This is a genomic window from Pedobacter sp. 22226 (assembly GCF_052045455.1).
Taxonomy (GTDB): domain Bacteria; phylum Bacteroidota; class Bacteroidia; order Sphingobacteriales; family Sphingobacteriaceae; genus Pedobacter; species Pedobacter jeongneungensis.
The window spans coordinates 663,924-690,783 of sequence record NZ_JBQEPB010000002.1 but is presented as its reverse complement, the minus strand read 5'-3'; the positions used below and the strand labels follow the sequence as shown (position 1 = coordinate 690,783).

Sequence of the window (26,860 nt, the reverse complement as noted above, 5' to 3'; positions counted from 1 at the left end):
CTATATTATATTTACATAAATTTTTAACATTTTTTAATGAACATTATAATTACAGGTGCCAGTAGCGGAATCGGTTTCGAAACTGCTTTAGAATTTAGCTTACAGAAAGAGAACAAGATTGTTGCCATTGCCCGTTCGGCTGATAAATTGCGTAAACTGCTGGAAATTGCCCGCGGCATTAATCCCGATTGTACACTTTTACCGGTAGAATTTGACATCGTAAACGACGATTACGCTGCGCTGATTCCTTTTTTAAAAGAACGCTTGGGTACAATCGATATCCTGATTAATAATTCCGGTGCTTTAATTAATAAACCCTTTTTAGAAACCACAGAGGTTGATTTGGGTGAAATGTTGCAGAGCAATGTAATCTCTCATTTCAGGATGATCCAAAACCTTTTACCTTTAATGCAAAGCGGAAGCCATATTGTTAATATCGGTAGTATGGGCGGTTTTCAGGGCAGTGTTAAATTTCCCGGCCTCTCTGCTTACTCGGCCAGTAAAGCAGCATTACATACTTTAACCGAATGTTTGGCCTTCGAACTGGCGGAAACCGGGATCAAGATCAATTGCCTGGCCTTAGGATCGGCACAAACTGAAATGCTCGAAACTGCTTTTCCAGGTTACCAAAGTCCGGTGATGGCTTTCGAAATGGGGAAATATGTGGCTGATTTTGCAAAAACCGGACAGAAGTTTTTCAATGGTAAAATTTTGCCTGTCGCAGTTACTACACCATAATAGGATTATTTTTAGTAATTTACAGCAGTAATTGAAAAACTAAAAAAAAATCTATGGAAACAAATTCTCCTTTTGAAACAAATTCATCTTTTAAAGCACCCGATAGTGGAAAAAGCGCTGCCGTGGTAAGTTACATTTTCCTTATTGGTTGGTTAATATCTTACTTTGCGATGTACAAAGAAAATAAAACAGCGTTATCGAGTTATCATTTAAGGCAGTCATTATTACTACATCTGGGTATTATTGTACTTAACATTGCAGTAACCATATTGATTATGATCGTGCCAACTGCCTTATTTGGATATTTAAGTTATGTAGTTTACATTGCCTACATCATTTTGATCATTCTAGGTGCTGTAAGTGCAAATAATGGTGAACAAAAGCCCTTGCCATTACTTGGTAACAAAGCTCAAACCATTTTTCCAAGTATTTAATCGAAGCCAAATATTTTAATCTAAGTCTAAGCGAACAGCTTAGACTTTTTTGTTTTAACTCATTTTCAACATTTTAATTCACTTTAGATATTTTTTATATCTTTGGCTCCAACATATGAAGAAAATAATATTTGTCATTTCGTTTTTCATTTTGTCTGCTACCGCAGGAAAAGCCCAAACCATCCTACCCGCACAATACCAGGAACTGGTAAAACAATTGGTTGCCAATCTTCCGAAAAATGTAACGGTTACCGAAAACCACTCCTCAACAAGTTCAACTTCACTGATCGATTTTGCCAAAAGCATGTTAGGTATTCCCTATCGTTATGCCACCAGCAACCCTAAAGTTGGTTTCGATTGCTCTGGTTTTGTAAGCTACGTATTTAGTAATTTTGGTTTTAAGGTTCCGCGTTCTTCACGCGAGTTTAGCTACGCGGGTAAAGAAACCAGCCTGGAAAATGCCAAAGTAGGTGATGTATTAATTTTTACAGGGAGTAATTCGAGAGTAAGAAGAATTGGCCACGTCGGTATTGTTTATTCTATTGATGAAAACGGAATCAAATTTATCCATGCATCTTCGGGTAAAGCACATCAGGTAACCATTACCGATCTTGATGGCCATTATAAAGCCCGTTTCATGAAAATTGTGAGTATCCTCTAATTACTTTTTATATTTCCACATTCTCGTCTTACCTTCTGCAAGCCATTCTAAAGTAGTTTCCAATCTTTTTATTCTAGTAGCATCGGTTTTTGCTTCTTCCAGCCATAAAATGTAATCTTTTTTATTGGACGGACTAAAATTCTGAAATACAGCCAGGGCTTCAGGAACCTCACTTAAAGCTTCCATAAAATATTCAGGAATGATTAACTCTTTTTTCCCCGCAGATTTTGGCTTTGGAGGCAGTTTTACATTATCCTCGTTTAATTGAATAGCCTGCCGGATGTAAGCAATCAGGATTTCGTCTGAAGGTAAATCTTCAAAAGATGTTATTTTGCCCAACAGGCCCATTGCTTGAGAACGTTCCTTGAAAATCTCATATTCATCCTTCATTAACGAGCCTTTCCAGAAGCCAAAGGCACAATGATTTTTAAAAGAGGCCATGTGACAAACCGTGCCTTTATAATCGAAGAAAGGCATTCCCCATTTAATTTTTTCTTCAATCCTCGCATCGGCCTTATGAACCAGATTTCTTAAATGATCCAAAATCGGAATGGCAAATTCTGCCGAATTAATAATGTACTGGTCTACCTGAACAATTGTATGCATGGCTGGAATTTAGGTTGATTAAATTTAAAGCAAAACAATCTTTAAAGCAAGTTCAACCTCCCCGCTGTTCAGAAATTTCTTTGCAAGTTCATGCAGTTCCCTTTCACGGTTGGTACTGTCGCCGATGGTGGCATCGAGGATTTCTTTAACTTCGGGATTCGTACTGATCAGATCAATTTCTTCGTCGGCGGGAATTTGTTCAACATTGCCGAGCATGCCCAAATCGTTTCCGGTTAATACTTTAGAAAAGCGGACTGATTGCGGCAGGCGATCTACACCAATCCCTAATTTTGCCAGGGGTTTTGCCACTTTAAATAAATTATCGTTTGTAACCCTGCAATACCAATCGCCACCCAAACGGGCTACCAGATCAATTTTCGCCTGATCGATTTTACCGTTTTCATCTAAAATTTCCTCATTGATGTGGATTACTTTTATTTCTGCCAAAATCAGGTTTCCTGCTCCGTGGCTGTCTCCTAACGGAATTACATCGTTTACCACACATTCGAACTGTACCGGAGCCTCGGCTACCCTCGGAGGCTGAACCAGGTCTGATTTCAGCATGGTAAAACCTGCCTTTTCGAACTCATTTACCCCTTTTGCATATTCGGTGCTCGCCAGGCTCATTTGTTGTACCATATCGTAATTTACAATATTAATAACACACTCTTTTACCTGGTGAACATTCTCTAAAGTGTGTTTGGTGGTATTATCGCGCACCCTCCTGGCAGGAGAAAAAATACAAATCGGCGGATTGGTGCTAAACATATTAAAGAAACTGAAAGGACTTAAATTGATATTCCCTTCGGTATCTATAGTTGAAGCAAAACAAATTGGCCGCGGAGCAATGGCATACTGCAGGTAGTTCTGGAGTTCTACAGGGGTTAAATGGGAAGTGTTTAGGGTTAGCACGGGTTTGTTAGGTTAAGGGTTAGAATTTTAGAAGTTGAAATGTTTTAATGTTGTGGATACAGAACCGGACAAGCGGGTTAAGTAAAAAGTTGAAATGTTGTAACGTTTTGGGTGCAAATCCGGAAAAGCGGATTAAGTAAAAAGTTGAAATGTTGTAATGTTTTGGGTGCAGATCCGGAAAAGCGGGTTAAGTAAAAGGTTGAAATGTTTTAGGTGAAAAATGTGGATATTTATAAGGTTAAAAGTTGAAATGTTGGAAAGTTGAAAGGCATTGAATGCAAATCAGACAACTGGTTAATTAATTTTTAAAGGTTATGGAGCGGACTAAAAGATCATATTCCTTTTTTCAAAATTTTATTTTTCCTTTCGAAATCTCTTAAATAATCAATAAGTTTTTTGCTTTGGAGGAAAACTCAATACATTTCGAATAAAGAAATTTATAATCGGCAGCCGAAAGTTTCCTGGCTTCTTCAAGCACTATAATTTTATTTCTAAATTCACCTGAAGAGCCTTTTGCATAAACCAAAAAACGGATAAAATCTGGATTATTGTTATACTCAAATCCTTCAGCGACATTATCAGACATAGACATGGCAGCCCTTCTAAATTGATCTTTTAACCCAAAATCAGATTTCATTGGTTCTAAATCTGAAATCCGGTAAGCCTCAACACCAACCTGCTTAGCCAATTGCCAAATTTCTAAGTCTTCGAATTTCTCAACTTTTGCCATTATTTAAAAACGTATAAATTAAACCATTCTAAAATATAATAATTTTATATTCAGAATCTTCCAGCTCTATAGCGTTTCTATCCTAATGTAAAAAATTTTATAACTTTTTAAGCTTACAGTGCTATAAAATTTTATAGCTATGCTCCAACATCCAAACTTTACAACATTCCAACCTTACAACATCTAAACATTGCGCCCGGAACATTAAAACTTTTCAACCTTTCAGCATTCAAACTTACTTCTTCAAACCCAAAATCGAAAAATCTGTATCAGCCCTAGTAATCGTATTCGTTAGTGCACCCAGGCCTGTTATTTCCATCTCTACCACATCGCCCGGCTGCAACCACTGTACTTTATAATCAGGATCGTTAAGCAAACCTGTACCGTTTAGCTCTAAGAAACAGCCTGTTCCTACTGTTCCTGAACCAATTACATCTCCCGGAAGGATATCTACACCATAAGCGCAACGTTCAATAATTTCGGCAAAAGTCCAGTCCATATCGGCGGCATTTCCTTTTGATACTTCGATACCATTTACCCTGCAGGTCATTTTAAGATCGTAAGTATTACCCACATGGCCTTCTTTAGGGGCAACTTTGTACTGGATCAATTCATCCGGCGTAACCAGCCAGGGACCAATTACGGTAGAGAAATCTTTTCCTTTTGCCGGGCCTAAATTCAACAGCATTTCTTCCATCTGCAAGGTGCGGGCACTCATATCGTTCATTACCATATAACCGGCAATGTATTCATCAGCCTCTGCGGCCTTAATATTTCTACCTTTTTTTCCGATAACTACAGCCAATTCGAGTTCAAAATCAAGTTTATCGAAATGATCGGGCATGCATTCAATTTCGCCTGTACCCTGAATGGCATTGTGGTTGGTAAAATAAAAGATCGGATATTCATCAAACTGCGGAATCATATCAACCTTGCGGTTCCTGCGCGCTGCTGCAACATGCTGCCTGAAAGCATATCCATCACGGCAACTTGTAGGGTGCGGAACCGGAGCCAAAATTTCGTAAAAAATTTCTTCTTTGGCTTCCAGGCTTCCTTCTTTAATCTGATCATCAATACTTTTCGCCCTTTCCATCAACACCTCTCCTCCCTGCAAAAATTCGTTCATGTTATCAGGAATAAGCTTATCGCAGCTATTTAAGTTATAGATATGTCCATTTACAAACACACCAAGATGCTCTCTGTCTTCGGTTTTATAGGATACAAGTTTCATATATCATTTGGTTAAATACGCGGTAAAGCTAAGCAATTAGGTTATTCAAAATAAAACTTAGTACGGATTATTTTAACACGGTGTATTGTTGAAGGGTTGGTTTTATTACCGGAAAATCTTTTGGCTGAAGCTGTTTGTAATGTTTTTTATTGGAAAGCAGGCCACCAATCAATAATCCGCCGGATACACCTGCAGGTACCCCTGCGGCAATAAGCACAATTGATTCTACCAGTTTATCGCTTTTAGCCGCCAGTACAAAAAAAGTTAAACCTCCTGCAATAGCCAGTGGCGCTACGAGCCCCCTGCGATGGATATACAACGCACTGATGCTATCGGCGCTGAGCTTCAAAGTATCCCTCCGGTTTCTGATTAAAGTTAAGCTATTATCAGATGCAGCATAAAAAGCTCCTCTCACCGCATTTCCGCTACGGTCTATAACCCGGATATTATACTTAGCCCTTTGCTGTGCAAAACCAGTAGTGCATAACGCTAAAAAAAATAAGGATGTAAAAATAAATTTCATTAAGATAGTGCTATAAGTAATTAAAGATAATTAAAATTTCAACTTTTAAATAAAATACTTACCTTGGCTGCATTAAAACCATGATCTTAAAAGCATTACATATTAATCTAGTAAATGACGCCATTGCGGCACGTCGTTATAAGATGCTTTCCAAGCTGATCATGGCGCAATATTCTCTGTAATTTATTTACTCTTTCTTATTAATCGAAACGCATTTGCGTTAGGATTGTTTATTCTTTAGGATTTTTTTCTTTCTAACCATAACATCATTTAATTATGCCTATTTATCACAAATTAGGGCAAATTCCAGCTAAACGCCACACTGTTTTCCGTAAACCTGATGGAAATCTTTATGCCGAAGAATTGGTATCAACCGAAGGTTTTTCCAGTTTATATTCGCTGGTTTATCATTGCCACCCGCCAACCATTGTAAAACATTTGGGCGAACCCTATAGTGTTGAACCAAAAATTGCCCGCGAGAAGCATTTGAAACACACCAGTTTAATCGGTTTCAAAATTAAACCTGAGGATGATTTTTTGAAAAGCCGTAAACCGGTTTTGGTTAACAGCGATCTGCATATTGTTTTGGCCGCCCCCAGAAAATCGATGACCGATTATTTCTACAAGAACAGCCAGGCTGATGAGATGATTTTTGTGCACGAAGGATCTGGAAAGCTTAAAACCGGCTTTGGAGAAATTAAGTTTGCCTATGGCGATTACCTGATTATTCCAAGGGGAACCATTTACCAGATGGAATTTGATAATGAACAGAACAGGTTGTTTATTGTAGAAAGTTTTAGTCCGTTAAGACCGCCAAAAAGATATTTAAACCAGTTTGGACAGTTAATGGAGCATTCGCCTTATTGTGAGCGCGATTTAAGATTACCAGAAAACCTGCAAACCCATGATGAATACGGCGATTTTAAGGTTCTGATAAAAAAACAGGGTTTAATATATCCATATACTTATGGCACCCATCCTTTTGATTATGTAGGCTGGGACGGTTATCATTATCCTTATGCCTTCTCAATTCACGATTTTGAGCCAATAACTGGTCGCTTACACCAACCACCTCCGGTACACCAAACTTTTGAAGGGCACAACTTTGTAGTTTGCTCTTTTGTACCCCGCAAATACGATTATCACCCCGATTCTATTCCCGCGCCTTATAACCACAGCAATGTAGACAGCGATGAAGTGCTTTACTATGTTGATGGCGATTTTATGAGCCGCAAAAGTGTAGTTAAAGGACAGATTACCTTACACCCGGGCGGCATCCCCCACGGACCACATCCGGGAACAGTGGAAAAATCAATCGGAAAAGAGAAAACAGATGAACTGGCCGTGATGATCGATCCTTTTAAACCGCTAATGCTTACACAGGATGCCTTGGATATTGAGGACGAAAATTATCATAAAAGCTGGCAGATTAACGTAGAATAACTTGTCGGAAGTCCGGAGTCCGAAGATAAAGTGCAAAGGAACAGATGGCGGTTAATTAACCAACATTCAACCTCACAACATTTAAACTTTACAACATTCAACCTTTCAACATTAACAACATATTAACAATAAGCTCCGACTTCGGACCTCCCGACCTCGGACTTAATTAACAACAAACAAATGGAAACACAAACATTCGCAGAAAAGATTTCTAAAGCGCCAGATTTTCTTCCCATTAACGGAACAGATTATATCGAATTTTATGTTGGCAATGCCAAGCAGGCCGCACATTACTATAAAACCGCATTTGGCTTTCAAAGTTTGGCTTATGCCGGACCAGAAACGGGTGTTCGCGACCGATCATCTTACGTATTGCAACAGGGAAAAATCAGGTTAATTTTAACCACGGCTTTAAAATCTGACCATCCCATTTCAGAGCATGTAAAAAAACATGGCGATGGGGTAAAAGTACTGGCCCTTTGGGTTGATGATGCCTATAGTGCCTTCGATGAAACCACAAAACGCGGTGCTAAACCGTATATGGAGCCTAAAACCTTAACAGATGAACATGGTGAAGTTAAAATGAGTGGTATTTACACTTATGGCGAAACGGTGCACATGTTTATTGAGCGTAAAAATTATAGCGGAACATTTATGCCAGGTTATCGCGTTTGGGAAAGCGATTATCAGCCAGCAGACGCAGGCCTTTTATATATCGATCATTGCGTGGGTAATGTGGGCTGGAACCGCATGAACGAGGCTGTTCAATGGTATGAGGATGTGATGGGATTTGTGAATATCCTGTCTTTCGATGATAAACAGATCAACACCGAATATTCGGCTTTAATGAGCAAGGTAATGAGCAATGGGAACGGTTACTCAAAATTCCCGATCAATGAGCCTGCAGAAGGTAAAAAGAAATCGCAGATTGAAGAATACCTTGAATATTATGAGGGCGAAGGCGTTCAGCATATTGCGGTAGCAACAAAAGATATTGTTAAAACAGTTAAGGAACTAAAATCCCGTGGTGTAGAATTTTTAAGCGCCCCACCAGAAGCTTATTATGATATGATGCCTCAGCGCGTAGGCAAAATTGACGAAGAAATATCTCTACTGGAAAGCCTAGGCATTTTGGTTGATTGCGATGAAGAAGGTTACCTTTTACAGATTTTTACCAAACCGGTTGAAGACCGCCCTACCCTTTTCTTTGAAATTATTCAACGTAAAGGTGCGCAAAGCTTTGGTGCCGGTAACTTTAAAGCACTTTTCGAATCTTTAGAACGCGAACAGGAATTACGCGGAAATTTATAAGCAATTCGTCATCTCGAGCGGAGCATAGCGTAGTCGAGAGATCTGTTTCGAGGTAGATCTCTCCATTTCTCTGTGCTTCAGTCGAGATGACGTCTTAGTTTACAAAACCTCCCCCAAATGTTTATAATTCGATTTTATCGTATCCAGAACCTCACTCATTTTACCTCCCAGCATTAATTTGGCCATAGATTCGGTCATACCTTTAATTTGTGCCCATTCTATTTTTGGTGGCATCGCCAAAGCATTAGGATTGGTCATGATGTTTAACAGTACAGGTCCTTCCTCACTTAATGCATGACTAATTGCTGTTTCCACCTCCTCGGGTTTAGCAACCGTTATTCCTTTAAAACCCATGGCTTGTGCAATCAAAGCAAAATCCGGATTAATCATATCCGTTTCATTATCAGGCAAACCATCAACTTCCATTTCCAGTTTCACCATTCCTAAAGCCCTGTTGTTAAAAACAATCAGTTTTATGGGAAGATTATATTGTTTAATGGTTGCCAGATCGCCCAAAAGCATCGACAGGCCTCCATCACCGCAAAGTGCAATTACCTGCTGTTGCGGATGAGCCAACGCAGCCCCAATTGCCATTGGCATCGCATTGGCCATAGAGCCATGGTTAAAAGAACCCAGCATTTTCCGTTTACCTGTTCCATCTATAAAACGTGCTCCCCAAACGCAGCACATCCCGGTATCTACCGTAAAAATGGCATTGCTTGCAGCTAAACGGTTAAGGGTTTCGGCCACAAACTCGGGCTGGATTTTATTTTCCTCTCCCTGATCTTTAACATAAACCTGTTGCTGCTCTTTCACTTTCTGGTAAAACTCCAGTTGAGATTTTAAAAAACTATCATCTTTCTTTTCAGTAATCAGCGGTAATAATGCCTTAATCGAATCGCTGATGTTTCCACATAAACCCATTGTAAGCTTCGCCCGTCTGCCTAACCGTTCAGGTTTTTCGTCAATCTGAACAATCTTATTTTTTACCGGCATGAAGTTTACATAAGGAAAATCGGTACCTAATAAAAGCACTACATCGGCTTCGTGCATGGCATGGTAACCAGAAGGCTGTCCTAAAAGCCCCGTCATACCTACCTCGTAAGGATTATCATACTGAATCCCCATTTTTCCTCTGAACGAAAATCCCACCGGCGCTTTTAATTTAGCGGCAAGTTCTACTACTTCATCATGTGCATCAGCAGCGCCTATGCCACAATAAAGCATAATTTTCTTTTCGCAGTTCAGCAAAGAAGATAATTCACTTAATTCAAAATCTGATGGACGGATTACTGGTTTGTTATTGAACAACTGCATTGATGTTACACTTTCTACGGCATCCAGTTGCGCAACATCACCCGGCAGACCGAAAACAGCCACCCCTTTTTTATGGATGGCGTGCTGAACAGCCGTTTGAAACATCCTGGGTACCTGCTCAGCCGTGGTGGCCACCTGATTATAATAACTACAATCGTCGAATAATTTTATCGTGTTCGTTTCCTGAAAAAAGTCCATTCCAAATTCGCCCGTTGGTATGGTTGAGGCAATGGCGATTACCGAAACATGAGAGCGGTGCGCATCGTAAAGGCCGTTAATTAAATGCACGTGTCCCGGTCCGCAGCTACCGGCGCAGCAGGCAATCCCGTCAAGTTCAGCTTCTGCTGCAGCTGCAAAAGCACCAGCCTCTTCATTGCGGACGTGGATCCACTTTATTTTACCGTTTCTTCTTACCGCATCGTTAAAATAATTTAAACTGTCTCCGGTAACGGCATAAACTCTTTTTACTCCAACCTCAACCAGCATTTCAACCAGTTGTTCTGCAACATTTTTACTCATGTGGATATTTTTAAATCAGGAATTTTATATACCTAATAAATAGCCGAAGCGCATATATTGTTTTAACTGAAAAGCATAAAAGGAGCCAATCTGACCTGGCAAAGACTTTAGACTATTAATTGTAACATAAGTAAAGCGATATCGGTATGCTGAAGTTTTCTTCACTAAAACTTCATAAATGAAGTGCACCTTTGAAATAACAAAACACGAAGCGATTTCAATTTTGTTAAATTCTAAAAACTCATAATTAGTTTTTTAGTTTTCCGGTTACCCTTATCTGATACCTCATGTATTGCAAAATACATGAGGTTTTTTGTTAAATTAGATAGCACATACCTATATGATTTATTATGAAAAACAAATTGAGCACCATTCTAATTTTAACGTTATACTTGTTTAATGTTTGCTTCACCAGGGCAAATTCAGCTGTTTCAGGTTATTTTTCAGAAAAAGAATTTAACAGCTTTTTCCCTCAGCGAAACAAATTTTACAGCTATGCTTCATTTGCCAAAGCCATTTCTGAAATATCTTTTATCAAGATCAAGATCGAAAAACGGGGCGACTGGATTTATAAAATCACCAGGACAGATAAAAGAAACAATAAAGAAACGGTGATCAGGCAGAATAAAGACTGGAACGAAACCTGGGCAAAAGCAAAGCCTTACAGCATTTCAACTGTTGATTATGCCGATTTTTGCGCTTCAAAAAACATTAATGTAAACAAAAAAGAGCTTGCTGCTTTGTTCGCCCATATTGCTCATGAAACCCGGAACGGCATCAATAATAAATACAATGATGGTTTGATGCTTAACCACGAATTAGATACCAATGCCAATTACACGGTTGCCAATGTAACCTATCCTGCCGTAGCCGGGAAAAAATATTACGGCCGCGGTCCTATTCAGCTCAGTTATAATAGCAATTATGGTTTCGCATCTGATTGTATTTTTGGCAATAAAAATATTTTACTTAAGAACCCTGGTTTGTTAAATACCAATCCGGTAACTGCCTTTGAAACCGCAATTTATTTCTGGATGACACCACAAGGGGCAAAGCCATCTCCCCATGATGTTATTACCGGAAAATGGAAACCATCCACAGCGGAATCGCAAAAAGGATATAAACCAGGCTTTGGTATGACCATTAATATTGTAAACGGGGCATTAGAATGTAATAAAGGAAATGATGTTGCTGCAATGAAAGATCGGATTGGTTTTTACCAGTACTTTTTGAAAAAGTTTAATGTTACAGATGCCAACTGTTATTGCGATTGTGCGAAAATGGTGCCTTATCCGGGTTAAGGGGTTGATTTTTTTTAATAAAGTCGTCATTGCGAGCGAAGTGTAACGAAGCCGAGAACCCGGAGGCTCTGCGAAGCAAAATCTATCCCGAGATAGCTCTCTCCATTACACTGCGTTTCAGTCGAGATGACGAATATTTACTCCGCACTCTCTTTAAGCATCTGGTACAAATCAGCTGCCCCACCGTCAAATTTAGTTCCGTTTACGTAAAATGATGGGGTTCCATTTACGCCGCTGCGCATCCCGCTGTCAAAATTGTCTTCTATTTTAGTTTTAATTTCTTCTGAGGCACTGTCTTTCTGAAACTGCTCTAAATCCAAACCGATTGTTTCGGCCAGTTCGTCGAATAACTCGTCATTTAATCGGTATTGATTTTCGTAAAGGGCATCATGCATTTCCCAAAATTTGCCCTGTAAAGCAGCAGCTTCTGCGGCAATAGCAGCCGGAAAAGCAAATTCGTGCGCATTGGCCAAAGGAAAATGACGGAATATAAATTTAATCTGGTGACCAAATGTTTCCTCAATTTCTTTCATAATGGGATAGGCATCACCACAATACGGACATTGGTAATCACCAAACTCTACAATAGTGATACTTGCCGAATCATCACCTAGAATATGGTCCTGATCGTTTATTTCGGGTTTTAATGTGCTCATCTTTTATTTCTTGCTTAATTCTTCCAATGCATCCAAAATTCCATCGGCACCCGGATTAACTGCTACAGGTGATAAATAACTCCAAGCAATTTTTCCTTCTTTATCAATTACGAAAAGCGCCCTTTTGCTTTCTCCAACTTCCTCATCATACACGCCATAAGCTTTAGAAACTGCTCCTTTTGGTTCAAAATCGGCCAGTAATGGAAAATGTAATTTCCTGTTTTCTTCAAAAGCGAGGTGGCACCAGACGCTATCAACCGAAACCCCGAAAATCTGTGCATCGTACTTGCTGAAATATTTAAGCATTTCGTTATAAAGGGCCATCTGGTCGCTGCAAACCGGACTCCAGTCGGCCGGATAAAAAGCCAGGATCACGTTTTTACCTTTAAAATCTTTAAGTTTTATTTTTTGATCGGGAGTAGCATTCAATTCGAAATCTGGTGCTGTAGCGCCTTTTTCTAACATATTATCGAGTTTAAATTTAAATCGTTTATTAATTTAACAGTGTACCCTTCCTGTTGTTTGTGGTTTGGGGATAAAAGTTTATCCTAGTTTTTGCCTTTTAATTAAATAAGACTGGAGCACAGGATAAAACCCTTCGTTCATATCAGCATCAATCAGGTCGATTTTATATTGGGCACATTTTAAGGCAATCTGCTGGCGGTAGCTTGAAACAGCTTCGGTATAATTTTCCTTTACCTGGTTGGTATGCACTTTTATGGTATCTCCGGTTTCCATATCGGTAAACTGGTACGGGCGGTTTTCAAAATTAAAATCTATTTCTTTTGATTGATCAACCACGTTAAAAACCACTACTTCATGTTTATTGAATTTTAAATGCTGTAAGGCATCAAAAAATTCATCGGTTTTATCGGCACTGGTCTGCGTATTAAAAAGATCGCTAAAAATAATCACCAGCGAACGCTTGTGGATCAACTCTGCCACCTGGTGCAGGGCTTCGCTTAAATTAGTCTGTGCATTTACCTTTGGCTTATGCAGCAGTTCTTCCAGCTGGGTAAATAAATATTTTTGGTGAACCGTAGTCGATTTTGCCGGAGAGTTTAATAAAATTTCATCCGTAAATAAGCTCAGTCCAAAAGCATCGCGTTGTTTCTTTAGCAGGTACATTAAAGATGCTGCAGCTTGTATCGAGAAAATCAGTTTGTTATTTTTCGGTTCCGGGAAATACATTGATGAGGAAACATCAATTACAAACTGGCAGCGCAGATTGGTTTCTTCTTCGAAACGTTTGCTGTAAAGCTTATCGGTTTTGGCGTATAATTTCCAGTCGATATTTTTAACATTATCGCCATTATTGTATTGGCGGTGCTCTGCAAATTCGACTGAAAAGCCATGAAACGGACTTTTATGCAAACCCGTAATAAAGCCTTCTACCACTTGCTGTGCAAGCAATTCTAAATTACCATAGCTTGTTTCGTTCTCGTAGTTTACCGCCTGCATATGGTAAAGCTAATAAAAGATTTATTAAAAAACCAAGACTTCCGAAGTTTCAAAGGCCAGAGCATCGTCAAATTGCCAAGAGCCAACTGCCCACTGAAAATTGTAAACTGCAAACTGATTTGGGCGTTCCCCTAATCCCGTGAAATACGGGAAAGGGTCAGGCTTTTCAGGGCTCCGCTTAGCTCCGGTACCAATGAAGAATTGGTACTGAACCCTTACAATCCTTAACGCAAACCTATCGCTCCGAAGACCTATTTTTCATTTAAAATATTTATTATTTGCTCAAATTCTTCTTTTATTTCATCATATGATAACATTAAAGATGTACCAGGCTGTGCTATACTTTTAATTACTTTATCGCCATTAAGATAATAGCGCGTTTCAATTGTTTTCTTTACCTTTGAATCTTTCAGATACATAGGTTTATCATAAGAAAATTCTTTCTTATATAAAAAAAACAACCTTTTGTTGTTACAGTAATAATCTGCCTCAGTTTTTCCCATTTCACCGTAAAAAATACAATGAATCTTTTTCAAATTGCTTTTATCGTAATAACCTGATACTTCTCCACCTTCTGCCGAGAATCCGAAAGCGGATCTTTTTTTCTTTTTATAAAACTTCAGTTTTTTGTTGATCGATGCAAAATCAGATTTTATTTTCTTCATTATCGCTACACTATCTGTAGCATAATTAATTGGATTTTTATGAGCTGAAAAAGTGTTATGACTACTACAAATAATAGCTATCAATAATGCGAGAAGCCTTTTAAAACTATTTTCCATTTTTTAAATCTTTAATACTTTTTCCAAAGGTCATCTGAAAGTGAGGATAATCTTTAAAGCCCTTCCAATTTCCTCCCCATTCGAACCCAAGTTGTTCTCCAATTTGAACGACTTCTCTTGGCAAAATACTCCAGACTGCCTGGCCTTCTTTCACAATTACAACATCAATTGCTAAAGCATAATTATGATAACTTGTGCCTCCTTTTGCTTTAGTTACTATATTACCAGGCGTTGTTCTACCTTGATTATATAGTGCATTTTGCTCAGCAATAGTCCTTAATGCTTGTACAATTCTTAGCTGTATTCCAAGTTCTTCTTCCACTGTATTAATAAATTCTCTTGCCGGATTTTGCAATCTCCTATCTAATGTCAAAATCCTTTTGTTTGTTGCATCATCCCAAGTTGGTCTTAAATATCTGGGTAGTCCATTTTCAATAATTAATAGCAAAGAATTTGTTTTTTTATTAAATTTTAAACTTTTCCCTTTATCCCAAACCATTCCCGAATCAAGGAAATAATAATCAATATCTACTCCGCCTTTTGCAGATTTTTTTTCCACATTATAGTTTTTATGAATGGTATTAATAATCAATGTTATCGAAGCACTAGAGAATGAACATGAACCAAAGCTCTGAAATGACTTAAAAGGATCATAAAAAGTAAATAAAATACCTGCATTCCTTTTTTCTTTTAAAGAATATTCCATTATTATTGTATTTAGTTGATTTAAAAACAATTATTAAATCACACACAAGAATAGGGAGTACTTAATGAGCAGCAATTAATATGCCACTGTACTCATAGAAAATTATATCTTTTTTAAGGTAGGTATAACACCTGTTACATCCTTTGATTTGTGGGCATAGAATTGTTAAGGAAACATTTTCAACTATATTTCTCATTTTAAAATGATTTGGAAAGCAATTGCAATACTTAGAGGCCAATGCAGTCCCGCCCCCGCTTCTGCCGATTGAAAAAATCGGCATCTTGCTACGGTCGGGTTTAGATGGCACCGACTATGCTGTTATCCGTGGTGAATAAACCCGATGGTAGTGGCAGCTCCCGATTGAAAATCGGGACTAAAACGGACAGCGGGACTGATCATCCCTATGAAAAACTGCCCCCTCATTTCCAAAAAAAAAACCGAACTCAATTAAGAGTCCGGGATTAATATTTAAAAAACCAGGTTTCGGAAACCTGATAGGTTTAGACTTAATTACTTCTTCGCTATCCTATACAAATGTCCGTTATCCGTTACCGAGTAAAGCGCTCCGTCTTTACCTTCGGCCATATCGCGGAAACGTTCGCCTTTACCCTCTAATAATCTTTCCTCACCCACAATTTTATTGTCTTTAATTACCAGACGGATAATATGCGAACCGCCTAAACCGCCTACAAATAAATTCCCTTTCCACTCGGCGATGCTGCTGCTATTGTAAAATGCGATACAACCAGGCGAAATACTTGGGTTCCAGTAATAAACCGGCTGCTCCATTCCTTCTTTTTGCTGAATGCCGTCGCCAACTTTTTTACCGCTGTATTCTGTTCCATAGGTGATAATTGGCCAGCCATAGTTTTTACCCGGTTTAATGATGTTTACTTCATCGCCACCCTTAGGACCAAATTCGGCTTCCCATAAATCGCCTGTTAACGGGTTAATGGCCAAACCATCCGGATTACGGAGTCCATAGGCATAAATTTCAGGTCTGGCATCGGCTTTGCCAGCAAACGGACCATTGGCAACCGCTTTCCCATCGGTTGTAAGGTGCAGAATTTTTCCTAATGAAGAATTTAAATACTGTGCCTGGATCCTGATGTCGTTACCCGAACGTTCGCCGGTACTTACAAATAAATTTCCGTTTTTATCAAATACAATTCTCGATCCGTATTGAAGTTTGCCCGTATAAGCAGGTGTAGCACGGTAAATAATGGTTTGGTTTTCGATCGAAGTTTCGTTTGCGGCCAGTTTACCTTTGGCAATGGCCAATAAAACGCCTTTATCCTGAGGCTCGGAATAAGCCCAGTAAATCATCCTGTTTTTGGCAAAGTTGGGATCTAAAGTTACATCCAGTAAACCACCCTGACCAGAAGGATCTACCTTGGGTAAACCGGTAATTTTTTTACTCAGTTTTCCGTCCGGTGTAAGAATCACCATGGTACCTTGCTTTTGGGTAATCAGGAAACCTCCGTTTGGAAGTACCGAAATTGCCCATGGATTTTCGAGCTTTTCGTTGATGACCGTAATATCAAGAGGGGTTTTGGTTTTTATGCCTGCAATACGGGTTTGCCCGGCAAAGGCAGGTTTATAGTCAGCAGAAGGTTCGTTGGTTTCAACAGGGTTTTGCGCCGATACACAAGCAATATTTACACAGTTTAGGGCCAAACCTGCCACTAAAACCCCTAAAGTTTTATTGCTAAATAAGTTAATAGACATGATTGTTAGTTTTTTATTAAAGAAACAAAATTATGTTTGCAATAAAAAACCCAAATCCATCAAATGAACCTGGGTTTTTGTAATATTATTAGTGAGGTTTTGGGCTTTGGGTTTCCTTAAACATTCTACCATTCGCCTTCAACGTTTATTTAAGCGATTTGCTTATCTAATTTACCTGCTAAAATTGATTTTGGAACTGCACCAACTTGTTTGTCTACTACTTGTCCATCTTTAAAGTATAATAAAGCAGGGATGTTACGGATACCAAACTGCATCGAAATTTGAGGGTTGTTATCAACGTTTACTTTTCCAACTACCGCTTTACCATCATATTCTTTAGCGATTTCTTCTACTACCGGACCAACCATGCGACAAGGGCCACACCATTCTGCCCAAAAATCTACTAATACGGGTTTATCTGATTTTAATACAAGCTCCTCGAAGTTTGCATCTGTGATTTCTAATGCCATAATTATTTTTTTTATGTTCAAATATATGTATTCAATTGTAATGCCATAACATCTGTAATGTCAATTTGACATTATTTTGAGGGAGAGGCATAGGGCAATGAGCTTAGTGCATAGTGTAATTTTAAGCCTCCACGCTTTAAACACTATGCCCTATGCCTAATTAAGCTTATAATTTACAACATTCATTCCCATCAATTGTTCTAAGAACTTGTTATTGGGGTTTATTTTTAAATTTTTCGAGGGTAAATCGAGCATGATCTGCTTTTCGCTATCAAAAACGGCAAAGTTAAGCTGGCAGTTCTGCTGCTCAGAATTTGCCTTATTGTCTGCTAATATGGCTTCGATTTCCCTCATCAGCTGATCGTTAACACGTTCAATAGGCACCTGAATGGTTAAACTTTTAGCAAGTTTATCACGCAGTTCGGACATGAGGTTGATTGCGGTAATCTTAAACTCCCAATCGCCGGCTTTTCCAAAACGCTCGCCTACCCTTCCCCTGATCTGTAAGAAATAGCCTTCGGTTAAAAAGGATTTGAATTTTAGGAAATCTTCACCAAATAAAGCCATTTCGCTGGCATCATCATAATCTTCGAACACAAAAGTTCCGAAAGGTTTCCCTGTTTTGGTAATCCGTTGCGATGCCGTTACCACCAAACCACCAACACAAAGCTCGCGGTTTTTCAGTTTTTCAAATTCGGCCAAAACTTCTTCGTTGTTATCGCCCATACGCACCTTGTTAATGATGCTGAGCTGCCTGACACCGTGGGTACAGAATTTGTCGAGTTCGAGTTTATAATTATCCAGCGGGTGACCGGAAAGAAAAATCCCGATGGCATCTTTTTCATATTTCAACCTGTCCATTAAGGCCCACTCCGGCGAAACCGGCAAACTTGGCTCTAAAATCAGATCGGCTTTAGAACCACCAAACAACGAAGCCTGCGAGGTGCTTTCGTTATTCTGGAAATCGTTGGCATATTTGATAATTTTCTCGATACCATTCATCTTATCGTTCGGGCCGATATAAAAATACTGTGCCCTATGGCCTCCAAAGGCATCAAATGCACCACTGTACACAAAACTCTCGTAAGCTTTTTTATTTACAATACGGGTGTTGGATCGTTTTGCAAAATCGTAAACACTGGCATATGGACCGTTGCCATTCCGTTCTTCGATAATACTTTCTACCGCTTTTTCGCCCACTCCTTTTACGGCCGACATCCCAAAACGGACTTCACCTTTGGCGTTAACCGAAAATTTAAGATCCGATTCGTTCACATCAGGCCCTAATACGGTAACACTCATCTGGCGACATTCTTCCATAAAGAAAGCCACCTGTTTAATATCGCTCATGTTGTTGGATAGTACTGCCGCCATATATTCGGCAGGGTAATGTGCCTTTAAATAAGCAGTTTGGTAAGCAATCCAGGCGTAACAGGTAGAGTGCGATTTGTTGAAAGCATAGGATGCAAAAGCTTCCCAATCTTTCCATATTTTTTCTAAAGTTGACGCATCGTGGCCTTTTTCGGCCGCCTGCTTTACAAATTTAGGCTTCATTTTATCCAGAACGTCTTTCTGTTTCTTACCCATTGCTTTACGCAGTACATCGGCCTCACCTTTGGTAAATCCGGCCAGTTTCTGCGATAAAAGCATTACCTGCTCCTGGTAAACGGTAATACCATAAGTTTCTTTCAGGTATTCTTCGCAGGCATCTAAATCGTATTTAATTTCTTCCTCACCATTTTTACGGCGTACGAAACTTGGAATATACTCCATCGGTCCCGGGCGGTATAGTGCGTTCATGGCAATTAAATCGTCGAAAACCGTTGGTTTAAGCTCTTTCATGTACTTCTGCATGCCCGGACTCTCATACTGGAAAATACCGATGGTTTCGCCTCGCTGGAAAAGCTCGTAAGTCATTACATCATCAATCGGGAAATTATCCGGATTGAGGTCGATGCCATGCCTTTTCTTTACCAGTTTTACGGTGTCTTTAATCAGGGTTAAGGTTTTTAACCCCAGGAAGTCCATTTTTAATAAACCGGCGCTTTCTACAACGGAGTTATCAAACTGGGTAACGTATAAATCAGAATCTTTGGCAACTGATACGGGAACGAAATTGGTAATATCGCTCGGCGTAATGATTACCCCGCAGGCATGGATCCCGGTATTTCTTAACGATCCTTCTAAAATCTGTGCCTGCTGTATGGTTTCGGCACTTAAATCTTTTAATCCACCGAGGTTTTTCAACTCCACCACCCTTTCATATTCATCCGGGCGCAGTGCATCTTTTAAACTCTTTTCGTCGAGTGTAAAGATTTTGGCCAGCTTCATATTCGGAATCAGCTTGGCAATTTTATCGGCCTCAAAAAGTGGCAAATCCAATACACGGGCGGTATCCCTGATCGAAGATTTTGCCGCCATGGTTCCGTAGGTAATAATCTGCGCCACCTGGCTTGCACCGTATTTATTAATTACGTATTCCATTACACGGCCGCGGCCCTCGTCATCAAAATCGATATCAATATCGGGCATGGATACACGATCGGGGTTTAGGAAACGCTCAAAAAGGAGATCGTATTTAATCGGATCGATATTCGTGATCCACAGGCAGTAGGCAACCACCGAACCGGCAGCAGAACCACGCCCCGGACCTACAGAAACATCTCTCCGGCGGGCTTCGGCAATAAAATCCTGTACAATTAAGAAATAACCCGGATAACCCGTTTTCTCAATCGTTTGTAACTCAAAATCCAAACGTTCGGTAACCTCAGGGGTTAGCGTGCCATAACGTTTTTTGGCGCCCTCGTAAGTAAGGTGACGTAAAAACTTATTCTCTCCGCGTTTACCACCGTCTTCTTCATCCTCGGCCACTAAAAATTCTTCAGGGATATCGAATTTCGGTAAAAGTACCTCGCGGGCAAGTTTGTAAATTTCAATTTTATCAAGAATTTCCTGAATATTCAGGATCGCCTCGGGCAAGTCGGCAAAAAGTGCCTTCATTTCATCGCCCGATTTGAAATAGTATTCCTGGTTTGGCAAGCCATAACGGTAACCACGGCCGCGGCCTATTGGCGTGGCCTGTTTTTCACCATCTTTTACACAAAGTAAAATATCGTGCGCGTTGGCATCCTTTTTATTAATGTAATAGGTATTATTAGTCGCTACCAGTTTAACAGCATGTTTATTGGCCAGGGCAATTAAGGTTTCGTTTACACGGTCTTCATCTTCCTGGTTATGGCGCATTACCTCTACATAAAAATCATCTCCAAACTGGGCTTTCCACCAAAGTAAAGCTTCTTCTGCCTGATTTTCGCCAAGGTTTAATATTTTATTGGAAATCTCTCCGGAAAGATTTCCGGAAAGGACAATGATATCTTCTTTATATTGTTCAATTACCTGCCTGTCGATACGTGGAACGTAATAAAAGCCTTTGGTATAGGCAATCGACGACATTTTAGCCAGGTTATGATAACCTTTTTTGTTTTTCGCCAATAATACCATCTGGTACCCGTTATCTTTTGCAGTACGGTCTAAATGGTTATTACAAACAAAAAACTCAACCCCCACAATTGGTGTCATTACCACTTCAGTTGGGCGCTCGCCGGCTTCTATTGCGGCAGCATTTTTAGCTTCGGCAGCTTTGTTGTGGTTTAAAACGTTATTAACAAAGTGGAAAGCCCCCATCATATTGGCATGATCGGTCATGGCTACCGCAGGCATTTTTTGTGCTGCTGCTGCTTTTACCAGGTCGGGGATGCTAATGGTACTCTGCAATACCGAAAACTGGGTATGGTTGTGCAGGTGCACAAAAGTTGCCGCTGCAAGTTCCTGTTTATTGCCTGCAAGTTCCTGTTTAGAAATCCCCGAACCTTCAGTTTTCTGCTGGCGTTTACGGATTTCGTCAGATGCTGCTTTTAAGTTGATGTGCTTTAAACCCGCACCTTCAATAAGTCCGGGGTTTACCTCCCTAAAACGGGGGAAATATTCAACATCAACTAGTAATTCTTCTTTTTTAAAAACCTCTCTTTTTACCAGCTCTAAGAAACAGCGCGTGGTGGCTTCCACATCGGCGGTAGCATTGTGGGCCTCATTAAAAGGAACGCCAAATAAATAGGAGTGCAATTCAGTTAAGGTTGGCAATTTAAATTTACCACCCCTACCTCCCGGCAATTGCAAAAGCTGGGCGGTAACTTCGGTACAGGTATCTAAAACGGGCATCTCTGCGAGGCGGTTGGCCACACCAAAACGGTGAAACTCGCAGCCCATAATGTTAACGTCGAAACCAACATTCTGGCCTACAATAAACTTTGCCTTGTTTAAAACTTCGTTAAACCTGGCAAGCATTTCATCAAAGCCGATCCCCTGCTCAGCAGCAAGCTCGGTAGAAATACCGTGAATCCTTTCGGCATCGTAAGGAATATTAAATCCCTCTGGTTTTACCAGATAATCCTGATGTTCAACCAATCTCCCCATCTCATCATGTAATTGCCATGCAATCTGAATACAACGCGGCCAGTTATCCGTATCGGTAATTGGTGCATTGAAATTGCGGGGCAAACCAGTGGTTTCAGTATCAAAAATTAAGTACATATTATGCAGTAAAGAATCAGCCGTTGTAGAATAATAACGGTTCTTCAAAAATAGGGAATTTGAGGGTTGAAGTTGTCAGGATTTTATCAACAAAAAATGACCAAACAAATCTGCGGGTTTGCGCTCGTTTATTAACGAGTGCATAAATAGCTAAACGATTTTATCGTTTCTAAAAGATAAATTATTTAACACCAGAGTTTTCTTTTTTTTTGTGGAAAACACCTATCAGGTTTACCCTTAAATGTTCTAATGTGGCTTAGGTGGTCAATATTGATTTTTGGAAATGATTGGTTCGGTTTTTCATCGGGCCTTCAGTCCCGCTAATATCTTTACCTTTATAATAAAAAATAATCAAAAGAGGGAGAAAAACTTGTAGTCCCGCAAGGCACGGAAATTAATCGATGCCGTCGTGATAGGATAACCCTCCCTTTTTTATTTCTTAAAGTTTGAACAGTACCTATTGACCATTTCGTTGTATTTGGATCATCTATATCATGAGCAAAAACTAAGAGCGATTATTGATTATTTCTATCTAAATAATAAAGGTATGATGAACTTAAAGTATTCTATCGGAATTGATGTATCAAAAAAAGATTTTCATTGCTGTTTGTCGGTTATAGACTGCAGCCAGAAAGTAACTGTGAAATCCAGCCGTAAGCTATCTAATAGCTCCAACGGTTTTAAGGAGTTTATGACATGGATTAAGCAGCACCAGAAAGAAGAATTGCCATTACGCATAGTAATGGAGGCAACTGGCGTTTACCATGAACAACTTGCATGGTTCCTGCATTCCAAAGGTTTAGTGTTAAGTATTTTATTGCCAAATAAGGCTAAGAAGTACCTGCAGGCAGACGGGGCAAACTCTAAAAACGATAGCATAGATGCCCGCGGCCTTTCGAGGATTGGTGCAGAGAAGAACCTGGAACCTTGGACACCGGGAAGTGAGAAACTGTATGAACTTAGGCACTATACCCGTCAGCATCAAAACCTAAAAGAGACCATCAATGTTATCGGTAACCAGCTTGAGGCGCTGAACCATGCCGAGTTCCAGAGCAGGGAAGTTATAAAGCAACTGAACAAAACGATAAAACTGCTCGAACAACAAGTAGCAGAAATGGAAAAGGCGATGGGAAAGCTTGTTAAAACAGACAAGGTTTTAAATCTTCACTATGAAAACATTACGGCAATAAAAGGAATTAACCTGCTATCTTTTTGCGTAATCGTAGCTGAAACCAATGGGTTTACATTATTTAAAAGTTCGGCATCTTTAGTGAAATACTCAGGTTACGATGTGATAGAAAACCAATCAGGGAAGCATATAGGAAAAACAAAAATATCAAAAAAGGGGAATTCCCGTATAAGAAGAATTCTGTTTATGCCGGCATTTTGTGCAGTAAGGGATGACCAGCCTCAATTTAAAAACCTTTATGAAAGAGTTGTTGAGCGGACAGGATTTAAAATGAAGGGCTATGTTGCCGTGCAAAAGAAACTATTGGTAATGATGTACCATCTTTGGAAAAATGAGCAGAAATACAATCCCCAATTCAAAATAATAGCTCCAGAAAAATCCGGAGCTACACATGATAAAATTCCTGAAGGAAGTTTTCACTAAAACAAAGGTAAAGTTATTGTGCTGTTTTACAAATGGAAGGCATTTAATTTATTGTTTCTCAGAAGCTAAATTTTTATCAATTTTTATTTGCTTTTAAAGACAGTACCTGTCCGCTTTATTTCATGTTCGCTTCCATCGGGTTTAAGTGGCACGGTTGGTGGTACTATTTAGGGTTGCAGGGCGGCAATAGCAGATTTCGAAACACCAAACGTTCCTACTGAACGAAAACGCCCATTTAACAATTGGGCTACCGGGGAATCGTTCCTACGGAACGGCACCGAGAGAGAATTACCTACAGCTTGTCCTGATTTTCTGAAGATAGAAAGCTGCTACAGATATAAAAATCCGTGTTTATCTGTGCATCTGTGGTTAACAAACTCCCTGATGACTCTGCGGTTAAGATGACAGGCAATTTTTTGATTTATAATAAATCTTCGAAAGAGAAAAGGATGCGCACACATAAAAATCCGTATTTATCTGTGTGTATCTGTGGTCAAAAACATCCTGATGACTCTGCAGTTAAGATGACAGGCAATTTTTTGATTTGTAATAAATCTTTCGAAAGAGAAAAGGATGCGCACAAATATAAAATCCGCGTTTATCTGTGTGCATCTGTGGTTAAAAAACTCCCTGATGACTCTGCGGTTAAGATGGCAGACAATTTTTTGATTTATAATAAATCTTTCGAAAGAGAAAAGGATGCTATAGACATAAAAATCCGTGTTTATATGTGTGCATCTGTGGTTAAAAAAACACTTTAACAATTTTACTGTAATAACACGCAGTTATTGATTTATACAAACCGTCCCGTTAGGGACTATTCCCGGTAGAAAAAAAATGAAATGTTTTTTTTCGTTCCGTAGGAACGTTTGGTGAATAATCCGTTCCTATTCACCATTATTTTGGCCACATAAACCCAAAATGGATCACGATGTAAATTCGGGAGTAATGTAAAGCGAAGAGAGACGCGAATTGGAACACAGGTTTTGCTTTTCAAACCCCTTTTAATCCAATAGGAGAGGCTTTTGCGTCAATCTTTTAACAGCTCAAAACTTATCCACATATTAGTTTAAATGACAAAATTTCCGTATTTTTGATACTTATTGTTTTTAATTAAAATATGAGCGAAGAACAGGATTTAAAGTCAAATTATTCGGCAGATAATATACAGGTTTTAGAAGGTTTAGAAGCGGTGCGTAAGCGCCCTTCAATGTATATAGGTGATACTGGTGTTAAAGGTTTACACCATTTGGTTTACGAGGTTGTAGATAACTCAATTGATGAGGCTTTGGCCGGTCATGCAGATACGATCGATGTCAGGATTTTAGAAGGTAACTCTATCAGGGTTGAAGATAACGGTCGTGGTATTCCAACCGGGATCAATAAAAAAGAAAATAAATCGGCGCTTGAAATCGTTATGACGGTTTTACACGCCGGTGGTAAATTTGACAAAGATACTTACAAAGTTTCCGGTGGTTTGCACGGTGTGGGGGTAAGTTGCGTTAACGCCTTGTCTACCCATTTAAAAGCAGAAGTTCACCGCGAAGGTAAAATCTGGATGCAGGAATATAAAATTGGTGTTCCGCAGTATGATGTGAAAGAAGTTGGAACTACTGATAAACGTGGTACCATTGTAACATTTACTCCGGATGAAACCATTTTTACCCAAACGACCGAATACAAATACGATACCTTAGCTGGTCGTTTGCGCGAGTTATCTTTCTTAAATAAAGGAATTAAATTAACGCTTACCGATGAGCGCGAGAAACTGGATGACGGTTCTTATTTTTCGGAAACTTTCCATTCAGAAGGTGGTTTAAAAGAGTTTGTTGCCTTTTTAGATGATACCCGTACCTCTATTCTGGCTGAGCCAATTTATATCGAAGGGATTAAAAACGGTGTTCCGGTTGAACTGGCTTTCCAGTACAATGACAGTTACTCTGAAAATGTTCACTCTTATGTAAACAACATTAATACCCACGAAGGTGGTACGCACATCGCCGGTTTCCGCAGGGGATTAACCCGTACTTTAAAAAACTATGCCGATAAGGAAGGTTTGTTGAAGAACGTAAAAATGGAAATCACCGGTGACGACTTCAGGGAAGGTTTAACCGCAGTAGTTTCGGTAAAAGTACAGGAGCCACAATTTGAAGGACAAACCAAAACCAAACTGGGTAACAGTGAGGTAATGGGATCTGTTGATGTTGCAGTAGGAGAAGCGCTGGGTAATTACCTGGAAGAAAATCCTAAAGAGGCTAAAATGATTATCAATAAGGTAATCTTAGCGGCTACGGCCCGTGCTGCGGCTCGTAAAGCCCGCGAAATGGTACAGCGTAAGAGTGTAATGGGTGGTTCGGGTTTGCCTGGTAAACTGGCCGATTGCTCAGACAGTGATCCGGAAAGATGTGAAATTTACCTGGTAGAGGGTGACTCGGCGGGTGGTACCGCTAAACAAGGTCGCGATCGTAACATTCAGGCCATTTTGCCTCTAAAAGGTAAAATCCTGAACGTAGAGAAGGCGATGGAGCATAAAATCTACGAAAACGACGAGATCAAGAACATGTTTACCGCCATTGGGGTAAGTATTGGTACGCCGGAAGACAATAAAGCATTGAACTTAACCAAATTGCGTTACCACAAAATCGTAATCATGACGGATGCGGATATCGACGGGTCGCACATTACCACGTTGATTTTAACCTTCTTCTACCGTTATATGAGGGCCTTAATTGAAGCAGGTTATGTTTATATTGCTTCGCCACCACTTTATCAGGTTAAAAAAGGTAAAGAATTCGAATATTGCTGGACGGATGTGCAGCGCGATGCGGCTGTACAACGTTTAAAAGGTGCCGGTAAAGAAGATAGTGTACACATCCAGCGTTATAAAGGTTTGGGTGAGATGAACGCAGAACAATTATGGGAAACTACTTTAAATCCTGCAACACGTACTTTATTACAGGCTACCATCGAAAGTGCTGCAGAGTGCGATCATACTTTCTCCATGTTAATGGGCGATGAGGTTGCGCCACGCAGAGAATTTATTGAGCGTAATGCAAAATATGCGAAAATTGATGCTTAACCCCTAAATCCCCTTAAGGGGACTTTAATATACGAGAACCCTCTTCAAGT

The 26,860-nt window shown here is 39.6% G+C and carries 23 protein-coding genes; 9 read left to right on the top strand and 14 right to left on the bottom strand.

Annotated elements, in window-relative coordinates; all coding sequences use genetic code 11:
• The first annotated feature begins 36 nt into the window (after nt 1–36).
• From ACTJKC_RS06420 to ACTJKC_RS06410, 3 genes are all read left to right on the top strand, one after another.
• Nucleotides 37–738: an SDR family oxidoreductase gene (locus ACTJKC_RS06420; RefSeq protein ID WP_440790751.1), complete on the top strand. Its 702-nt coding sequence runs from the start codon at nt 37–39 to the stop codon at nt 736–738.
• Nucleotides 739–791: 53 nt separating this feature from the next.
• Nucleotides 792–1,172 (top strand): DUF4870 domain-containing protein, encoded by a 381-nt coding sequence (locus ACTJKC_RS06415; RefSeq protein WP_344849382.1) that lies wholly within the window; start codon nt 792–794, stop codon nt 1,170–1,172.
• Nucleotides 1,173–1,287: 115 nt separating this feature from the next.
• Nucleotides 1,288–1,833, top strand: a complete 546-nt coding sequence (locus ACTJKC_RS06410) for a C40 family peptidase (protein ID WP_344849380.1) — start codon at nt 1,288–1,290, stop codon at nt 1,831–1,833.
• On the opposite strand, the gene ACTJKC_RS06405 is transcribed toward ACTJKC_RS06410, so the two are convergent.
• The 5 genes from ACTJKC_RS06405 to ACTJKC_RS06385 all read right to left on the bottom strand — a co-directional run bounded on the left by ACTJKC_RS06405 (nt 1,834) and on the right by ACTJKC_RS06385 (nt 5,835).
• A complete protein-coding gene (locus ACTJKC_RS06405) occupies nt 1,834–2,439 on the bottom strand; it encodes a YdeI/OmpD-associated family protein (protein ID WP_440790750.1) in 606 nt (201 codons plus the stop codon).
• A gap of 24 nt (nt 2,440–2,463) precedes the next feature.
• Complete coding sequence (locus tag ACTJKC_RS06400) at nt 2,464–3,351, bottom strand: flavin reductase family protein (protein ID WP_440790749.1); 888 nt, start codon at nt 3,349–3,351, stop codon at nt 2,464–2,466.
• Nucleotides 3,352–3,727: 376 nt separating this feature from the next.
• Nucleotides 3,728–4,081 carry a four helix bundle protein gene (locus ACTJKC_RS06395; protein ID WP_440790748.1) on the bottom strand — a complete coding sequence of 118 codons (354 nt, stop codon included), beginning with the start codon at nt 4,079–4,081 and terminating at the stop codon, nt 3,728–3,730.
• A gap of 235 nt (nt 4,082–4,316) precedes the next feature.
• The gene (locus ACTJKC_RS06390) at nt 4,317–5,312 is read right to left on the bottom strand and encodes a fumarylacetoacetate hydrolase family protein (protein WP_440790747.1); all 996 of its coding nucleotides are present in this window, start codon (nt 5,310–5,312) and stop codon (nt 4,317–4,319) included.
• Between the two features lie 67 nt (nt 5,313–5,379).
• Nucleotides 5,380–5,835, bottom strand: a complete 456-nt coding sequence (locus ACTJKC_RS06385) for a hypothetical protein (RefSeq protein WP_440790746.1) — start codon at nt 5,833–5,835, stop codon at nt 5,380–5,382.
• Nucleotides 5,836–6,111: 276 nt separating this feature from the next.
• Between ACTJKC_RS06385 and ACTJKC_RS06380 the strand changes: the two genes are divergently transcribed.
• Both ACTJKC_RS06380 and hppD read left to right on the top strand, forming a co-directional pair.
• Nucleotides 6,112–7,278, top strand: a complete 1,167-nt coding sequence (locus ACTJKC_RS06380) for a homogentisate 1,2-dioxygenase (protein WP_344849368.1) — start codon at nt 6,112–6,114, stop codon at nt 7,276–7,278.
• Nucleotides 7,279–7,458: 180 nt separating this feature from the next.
• Nucleotides 7,459–8,589, top strand: coding sequence for a 4-hydroxyphenylpyruvate dioxygenase (hppD, locus tag ACTJKC_RS06375; protein WP_440790745.1), 1,131 nt, complete (start codon nt 7,459–7,461; stop codon nt 8,587–8,589).
• Nucleotides 8,590–8,688: 99 nt separating this feature from the next.
• Here hppD and ACTJKC_RS06370 read toward each other — a convergent pair whose 3' ends face one another.
• Complete coding sequence (locus tag ACTJKC_RS06370; protein WP_440790744.1) at nt 8,689–10,425, bottom strand: thiamine pyrophosphate-dependent enzyme; 1,737 nt, start codon at nt 10,423–10,425, stop codon at nt 8,689–8,691.
• 350 nt (nt 10,426–10,775) lie between these two features.
• Here ACTJKC_RS06370 and ACTJKC_RS06365 point away from each other — a divergent pair, with 350 nt between their 5' ends.
• Nucleotides 10,776–11,726 (top strand): chitinase, encoded by a 951-nt coding sequence (locus ACTJKC_RS06365; protein ID WP_440790743.1) that lies wholly within the window; start codon nt 10,776–10,778, stop codon nt 11,724–11,726.
• 137 nt (nt 11,727–11,863) lie between these two features.
• On the opposite strand, the gene ACTJKC_RS06360 is transcribed toward ACTJKC_RS06365, so the two are convergent.
• From ACTJKC_RS06360 to dnaE, 8 genes are all read right to left on the bottom strand, one after another.
• Nucleotides 11,864–12,382, bottom strand: coding sequence for a DsbA family protein (locus ACTJKC_RS06360; protein WP_440790742.1), 519 nt, complete (start codon nt 12,380–12,382; stop codon nt 11,864–11,866).
• Between the two features lie 3 nt (nt 12,383–12,385).
• Complete coding sequence (locus ACTJKC_RS06355; protein WP_025143216.1) at nt 12,386–12,847, bottom strand: redoxin domain-containing protein; 462 nt, start codon at nt 12,845–12,847, stop codon at nt 12,386–12,388.
• A 78-nt stretch (nt 12,848–12,925) separates the two neighbouring features.
• Nucleotides 12,926–13,843: a DUF58 domain-containing protein gene (locus tag ACTJKC_RS06350; protein ID WP_440790741.1), complete on the bottom strand. Its 918-nt coding sequence runs from the start codon at nt 13,841–13,843 to the stop codon at nt 12,926–12,928.
• Between the two features lie 251 nt (nt 13,844–14,094).
• On the bottom strand, nt 14,095–14,625 hold the full coding sequence (locus tag ACTJKC_RS06345; RefSeq protein ID WP_440790740.1) for a hypothetical protein: 531 nt from the start codon (nt 14,623–14,625) through the stop codon (nt 14,095–14,097).
• Nucleotides 14,615–15,331 carry a M15 family metallopeptidase gene (locus ACTJKC_RS06340; protein ID WP_440790739.1) on the bottom strand — a complete coding sequence of 239 codons (717 nt, stop codon included), beginning with the start codon at nt 15,329–15,331 and terminating at the stop codon, nt 14,615–14,617. The genes ACTJKC_RS06345 and ACTJKC_RS06340 overlap by 11 nt, the downstream gene beginning before the upstream one ends.
• A gap of 510 nt (nt 15,332–15,841) precedes the next feature.
• Entirely contained in the window at nt 15,842–17,059 is a 1,218-nt protein-coding gene (locus tag ACTJKC_RS06335; protein ID WP_440790738.1) for a PQQ-dependent sugar dehydrogenase, read from the bottom strand.
• 149 nt (nt 17,060–17,208) lie between these two features.
• Nucleotides 17,209–17,529, bottom strand: a complete 321-nt coding sequence (trxA, locus tag ACTJKC_RS06330; protein WP_344849351.1) for a thioredoxin — start codon at nt 17,527–17,529, stop codon at nt 17,209–17,211.
• 156 nt (nt 17,530–17,685) lie between these two features.
• Complete coding sequence (gene dnaE / locus ACTJKC_RS06325) at nt 17,686–22,119, bottom strand: DNA polymerase III subunit alpha (protein WP_440790737.1); 4,434 nt, start codon at nt 22,117–22,119, stop codon at nt 17,686–17,688.
• 547 nt (nt 22,120–22,666) lie between these two features.
• On the opposite strand from dnaE, the gene ACTJKC_RS06320 reads away from it, so the two are divergent.
• The 3 genes from ACTJKC_RS06320 (at nt 22,667) to gyrB (ending at nt 26,810) form a co-directional block, all read left to right on the top strand.
• Nucleotides 22,667–23,731 (top strand): IS110 family transposase, encoded by a 1,065-nt coding sequence (locus ACTJKC_RS06320; RefSeq protein WP_440790736.1) that lies wholly within the window; start codon nt 22,667–22,669, stop codon nt 23,729–23,731.
• 365 nt (nt 23,732–24,096) lie between these two features.
• Nucleotides 24,097–24,492, top strand: a complete 396-nt coding sequence (locus tag ACTJKC_RS06315; protein ID WP_440790735.1) for a hypothetical protein — start codon at nt 24,097–24,099, stop codon at nt 24,490–24,492.
• 359 nt (nt 24,493–24,851) lie between these two features.
• Nucleotides 24,852–26,810: a DNA topoisomerase (ATP-hydrolyzing) subunit B gene (gyrB, locus tag ACTJKC_RS06310; RefSeq protein WP_344849332.1), complete on the top strand. Its 1,959-nt coding sequence runs from the start codon at nt 24,852–24,854 to the stop codon at nt 26,808–26,810.
• The last annotated feature ends 50 nt before the right edge of the window (nt 26,811–26,860 follow it).

What these genes read in the sequence shown, in the direction of transcription:
- ACTJKC_RS06335 (WP_440790738.1), bottom strand. Translation starts at nt 17,059, where the DNA reads ATGTCTATTAACTTATTTAGCAATAAAACTTTAGGGGTTTTAGTGGCA.
- ACTJKC_RS06320 (WP_440790736.1), top strand. Translation starts at nt 22,667, where the DNA reads ATGATGAACTTAAAGTATTCTATCGGAATTGATGTATCAAAAAAAGAT.
- ACTJKC_RS06370 (WP_440790744.1), bottom strand. Translation starts at nt 10,425, where the DNA reads ATGAGTAAAAATGTTGCAGAACAACTGGTTGAAATGCTGGTTGAGGTT.
- ACTJKC_RS06420 (WP_440790751.1), top strand. Translation starts at nt 37, where the DNA reads ATGAACATTATAATTACAGGTGCCAGTAGCGGAATCGGTTTCGAAACT.
- ACTJKC_RS06350 (WP_440790741.1), bottom strand. Translation starts at nt 13,843, where the DNA reads ATGCAGGCGGTAAACTACGAGAACGAAACAAGCTATGGTAATTTAGAA.
- dnaE (WP_440790737.1), bottom strand. Translation starts at nt 22,119, where the DNA reads ATGTACTTAATTTTTGATACTGAAACCACTGGTTTGCCCCGCAATTTC.
- ACTJKC_RS06360 (WP_440790742.1), bottom strand. Translation starts at nt 12,382, where the DNA reads ATGAGCACATTAAAACCCGAAATAAACGATCAGGACCATATTCTAGGT.
- trxA (WP_344849351.1), bottom strand. Translation starts at nt 17,529, where the DNA reads ATGGCATTAGAAATCACAGATGCAAACTTCGAGGAGCTTGTATTAAAA.
- ACTJKC_RS06385 (WP_440790746.1), bottom strand. Translation starts at nt 5,835, where the DNA reads ATGAAATTTATTTTTACATCCTTATTTTTTTTAGCGTTATGCACTACT.
- ACTJKC_RS06405 (WP_440790750.1), bottom strand. Translation starts at nt 2,439, where the DNA reads ATGCATACAATTGTTCAGGTAGACCAGTACATTATTAATTCGGCAGAA.
- ACTJKC_RS06410 (WP_344849380.1), top strand. Translation starts at nt 1,288, where the DNA reads ATGAAGAAAATAATATTTGTCATTTCGTTTTTCATTTTGTCTGCTACC.
- ACTJKC_RS06355 (WP_025143216.1), bottom strand. Translation starts at nt 12,847, where the DNA reads ATGTTAGAAAAAGGCGCTACAGCACCAGATTTCGAATTGAATGCTACT.
- ACTJKC_RS06345 (WP_440790740.1), bottom strand. Translation starts at nt 14,625, where the DNA reads ATGGAAAATAGTTTTAAAAGGCTTCTCGCATTATTGATAGCTATTATT.
- gyrB (WP_344849332.1), top strand. Translation starts at nt 24,852, where the DNA reads ATGAGCGAAGAACAGGATTTAAAGTCAAATTATTCGGCAGATAATATA.
- ACTJKC_RS06415 (WP_344849382.1), top strand. Translation starts at nt 792, where the DNA reads ATGGAAACAAATTCTCCTTTTGAAACAAATTCATCTTTTAAAGCACCC.
- ACTJKC_RS06395 (WP_440790748.1), bottom strand. Translation starts at nt 4,081, where the DNA reads ATGGCAAAAGTTGAGAAATTCGAAGACTTAGAAATTTGGCAATTGGCT.
- ACTJKC_RS06365 (WP_440790743.1), top strand. Translation starts at nt 10,776, where the DNA reads ATGAAAAACAAATTGAGCACCATTCTAATTTTAACGTTATACTTGTTT.
- ACTJKC_RS06380 (WP_344849368.1), top strand. Translation starts at nt 6,112, where the DNA reads ATGCCTATTTATCACAAATTAGGGCAAATTCCAGCTAAACGCCACACT.
- hppD (WP_440790745.1), top strand. Translation starts at nt 7,459, where the DNA reads ATGGAAACACAAACATTCGCAGAAAAGATTTCTAAAGCGCCAGATTTT.
- ACTJKC_RS06340 (WP_440790739.1), bottom strand. Translation starts at nt 15,331, where the DNA reads ATGGAATATTCTTTAAAAGAAAAAAGGAATGCAGGTATTTTATTTACT.
- ACTJKC_RS06390 (WP_440790747.1), bottom strand. Translation starts at nt 5,312, where the DNA reads ATGAAACTTGTATCCTATAAAACCGAAGACAGAGAGCATCTTGGTGTG.